Here is a 5,040-nt window from a genome sequence, read left to right on the forward strand (position 1 = left end):
CCAGTAGGGATGTGTGCGATCGCTTCATCATCCCCGACAAGCTCTATGGACGAGAAACCGAAGCAGAAACTTTACTGCAAGCATTTGAGCGAGTCGCTAACCCCCCTGAAGCCCCCCTTGCTAAGGGGGGAAATAAGGGGGTAGAAATGATGCTGGTAGCAGGTTTTTCGGGTATTGGGAAAACAGCCGTTGTCAACGAAGTTCATAAACCAATTGTTCGGCAACGCGGTTATTTTATCAAAGGAAAATTTGACCAATTTCAACGCAATATTCCCTTCTCTGCTTTTGTACAAGCATTTCGGAATTTAATGGGACAATTGTTAACCGAAAGCGATCCACAGATTCAGCACTGGAAAAATCAAATATTAGAAACTGTCGGAGACAACGGTCAGGTAATTATTGAAGTCATTCCCGAATTAGAAAAAATCATTGGGGAACAACCACCAGCAGTAGAATTATCAGGAACAGCAGCCCAAAATCGCTTTAATTTATTATTTCAAAACTTTACCCAAGTTTTTACCAGTGCCGACCATCCATTAGTGATGTTTTTAGATGATTTACAATGGGCTGATTCAGCATCATTAAAGTTGATGCAATTATTAGTGAATGATACAGGTCATCTTTTCATCATTGGTGCTTATCGGGATAACGAAGTCAATCCAGCACATCCATTGATGTTGACTTTGAGTGAGATTGAAAAAACCCTCTTCACGATTAATACAATTACTTTAGCACCGCTCGATCGAGTTACCGTCAATCAATTAGTTGCTGAAACGCTCAAATGTCCGGAAAGTTCGGCCTGGTCTCTTTCTCAACTCATCTATCAAAAAACTCAAGGAAATCCATTTTTCGCCACCCAGTTTCTCAAAGCATTGCATCAAGATGGATTAATTCAATTTAACTTTGAGTTAGGTTGTTGGCAATGCGATCTCGCCCAAGTTACAACACAAGCGGCTACAGATGATGTTGTGACTTTTATGGCATTACAATTACAAAAATTACCGTCCTCAACCCAACAGGTTTTGCAACTAGCTGCTTGTATTGGTAACTCTTTTGATTTAACAACTTTGGCGATTGTTTCAGAAAAATCAGAAGTAGAAACAGCAGCTTGTTTATGGAAAGCGTTACAAGAAGGGTTAATTTTGCCCCAAAGTGAAGTTTATAAGTTTTATGTTGGGGAAGTTAATCAAGCAGTTTCTCAAGAACGTTCGCAGGTTGTTGGCTATAAGTTCCTTCACGATCGCGTTCAACAAGCTGCTTATTCTTTAATTCCCGAATCTCATAAAAAAGCAGTACATCTCCAAATTGGCCAGTTGCTGCTACGCAATACATCGCCGGAAGTTCTTGAAGTCAAGATTTTTGATATTGTCAATCAGTTAAATCAGGGAATTGGCATTATTACTCAGCAATCCGCAAAAGATGAAATTGCTCAAATCAATCTCATGGCGGGGAGAAAAGCCAAAGCTGCTACAGCTTATAAAGCAGCCGTAAAATACTTGACGTCAGGCTTAGAATTGCTGCTGGAAAATAGCTGGGAAACCCATTATTCACTCACCTTTGGATTATATCGAGAACGTGCCGAATGTGAATATTTGACAGGCAACTTAACTGAGGCAGAAAAACTGTTTGATTTTGCATTAAATCGTACTCAAAATAAATTCGATTTAGCCGATATTTATGCAATTCAAATGTACCTGAAAATGACTCAAGGTGAGAATCTCCAAGCAGGCTGTGAAGCAGGACTGCAAGGGTTGAGAATTATGGGGATGCCACTACCTCTCACCGTTGAAGAACAGCAAGAAGCTATTAAAACTGAACTCGAAAAGTTGAAAACTCAACTGGCAATAGTTCGTCCAGCCGACTTATTTAATCTACCAGAAATGACAGACCCCGTAAAAAAAATCTGTATGAGTCTTTTAGTAGACCTTTGGGCTGTTACCTATATGGCGGGTCGTCAATATCTAGCTATTTTGAGTCCTATATTAATGCTCAATTTATCATTGAAATATGGCAATGCCGAAAGCTCTGGTTTTGCTTACTGTCTCTATGGAATGAATTTAGCAAATGAAGGAGATTATCAAACCGCTTATGAGTTCGGATTACTAGCCCTAAAACTCGATCGCCATTTTAATAGCACTAAGTTTATTTATAAAACAAATAATATCTTTGCACACACGATAAATCCCTATAATCAGCACTTAAAAACCAATTTACCCATTTCTCAGAAAGCGTATCAAATCAGTCAAGAAGCGGGAGATGTCGTGTTTGGTGTTTGGGCTGTTTCGTTCTTGATTTGGGCAATGTTAATTAAAGGCGATCGCCTATCCGATGTCTATGCAGAAACAGAGAAATATCTCAGTTATGTCCAGCAGGTCAATGATGTTAATATGCTCTATGCGTTTACCTTACAACGACAATTTTTACTAAGCCTGCAAGACCTAATTCAAGATACTGACTTATTGGATGAACGGAATAATGATACTCTTTATATCAATGTTTGGCGACAAAAGCAGAACTTTGAACATGGGATTAATTGGTACTGCTTTCTAAAGCTACAACTTTCCTACTTTTATGGTCGCTACACTGATGCTGTAATGGCGGCAGAAGAAGCCCAAAAAACACTGCCAGCTAATGCAGGTTTTTTTCCCATTATTCAATACCATTTCTATTATCCACTCAGTTTAGCAGCACTCTATCAATCTGCTACATTAGAGGAGAAAAAGCAGTATTGGGATACTATACAACAGCACTACCAAATTATTCAAAGATGGGCGCATTTTTGCCCAGCAAACTTTCAACATCGATACCTGTTGCTATCTGCTGAAATGGCAAACATATCTGGTCAATATATGCCAGCAATGGAATATTACGATCGCGCCATTGAGCTTGCCAAAGAAAACGGTTATATCCAAGAAGAAGCATTAGCCAACGAACTAGCCGCTAAATTTTATCTCAACTGGGGCAGAAAACGCATAGCTGCGGAATATATCACCGAAGCCTACTACGGCTATGCTCGCTGGGATGCCAAAGCCAAAGTCGCCGATTTAGAAAAACGCTATCCCCAATTACTTGCCCCCATATTACAACAAACCCGTTCTCCCCTTTCCACTGACGAAACCATCTTCGCATTAGGAACTGTCACATCCATCAGTTCGGCTACTTCTAGTACCCGTGTCTCAGACACCCTAGATTTAAAAGCGATTTTGAAAGCTTCCCAAGCTATCTCCAGCGAAATCGAACTCGAAAAATTACTTTCATCGTTGCTTAGAATCGTCATCGAAAATGCAGGGGCTGATAAATGCGTGTTAATGCTGTTGCGAGATAATTCGCTACGCGACACCAAAGGTGAACGCTTGTTCGTTAAAGGGTCAATTACATTGGGAACGGAACCAAACGTATTGCAGCGTCTTCCGGTTGAGGACAGCCAAGACATTCCCCACAAGCTGATTTACCAAGTCAAGCACAACCCGCAAACTGTTGTGTTGCTTGATGCGACAGCCGATGGAAGCTTAGCCAACGATCCGTATATCATGCGTCAGCAGCCCAAGAGTATTTTGTGCAGCCCGATTTTGTATCAAGGGAAATTGATAGGCATTTTATATCTAGAAAATAATTTAACGAAGGGAGCATTTACGAGCGATCGCGTCGAACTCCTCAACCTCATCTGCACCCAAGCTGCCATTTCCCTAGAAAATGCCCAACTTTATCAACGTTCCCAAGAATATGCCCAAGAATTAAAGCGTTCTCTCAATGACTTCAAATTTGCTCAATCCCGCTTCCATAATTTAGTAGATAACGTTCCTGGGGTGGTGTATCAATTCGTGATGACGACCGATGGTTCGGTATCAATGCCGTACATGAGTAGTGACTGTTATGAACTATATCAAATCAGTGCCGAGGAAGCGATCGCCAATGTACAGCTCCTATTAGATATGACACATCCAGAAGATGCTGAATCTCATCGTCAGTCAATTGCAGATTCAGTTCAAACCTTAACTCCCTGGCGATGGGAGGGGCGAATTGTTACACCATCTGGAATTATTAAATGGATTCACGGTGAAGCGCGAATAGAAAAACTTGCTGATGGAACGTTAGTGTGGGATGGCTTGTTACTAGATATAAGCGATCGCAAACAAGCTGAACTGGATTTACAACAAGCCCAATTACAAATCATTCAAGGTGAAAAAATGTCCGCCTTGGGAAATTTAGTAGCTGGTGTCGCTCACGAAATTAATAACCCAGTTGGTTTCCTAGGTGGCAATATTCAACCTGCTCTAGATTACATCAATGATTTATTTGGATTAATCGATATAGTTCAAGAAAAACACCCACAATTACATCCAGAAGTTCAAGAGGAAATAGAAGCTATCGATCTTGAGTATATCCGGGAAGACCTACCCAAATTAGTTGGCTCTATGCGGGAAGGAGTCAAACGAATTGCTGATATTAGCACCAGTTTGCGAACTTTCTCCCGTGCGGATACTAACCATCCGGTGGCTTGCAATATTCACGATGGAATTGATAGTACCATTATGATCCTGAAACATCGCCTGAAGGCTAACGAAAATCGTCCCGAAATCAAAGTGGTTAAAGAGTATGGTAATTTACCGCAAATTGAATGTTATGCCGGACAACTAAATCAGGTATTTATGAATTTGTTGAGCAATGCTATTGATGCTGTAGAAGACTCAAACCAAGGGTGTAAATTTGCAGAAATTGCCAATGAAATTACGGTGAAAACTGAGCTATCAGAGGATAAAAAACAGGCGATAATTAGGATTAAAGACAATGGGAGTGGTATGAGCGCACAGGTGCAATCGAAGATTTTTGACCATTTATTTACGACGAAGGAAGTCGGAAAAGGGACGGGATTGGGGTTAGCGATCGCCCGGCAGATCGTTGTAGAAAAACATCAGGGTACTATAGAAGTTGAGTCAACGATTGGTTGCGGAACTGAGTTTTGTATCCGGCTGCCAGTTTCACCATATACAGACGATTAAAGCTAGCATCTCAAGTAAAATCATCTAAAAATCACCATTA

1 protein-coding gene is annotated in these 5,040 nt (G+C 40.7%); it reads left to right on the forward strand.

What is annotated here, in order from left to right; genetic code table 11:
• Window positions 1-5,000, forward strand: a 5,000-nt coding sequence (locus tag OSCIL6407_RS0105020) for a trifunctional serine/threonine-protein kinase/ATP-binding protein/sensor histidine kinase (protein ID WP_019486980.1), incomplete at its 5' end; no start/stop codon positions are given.
• Window positions 5,001-5,040: the final 40 nt, after the last annotated feature.

Source organism: Kamptonema formosum PCC 6407 (assembly GCF_000332155.1).
Lineage (GTDB): Bacteria > Cyanobacteriota > Cyanobacteriia > Cyanobacteriales > Microcoleaceae > Kamptonema > Kamptonema formosum.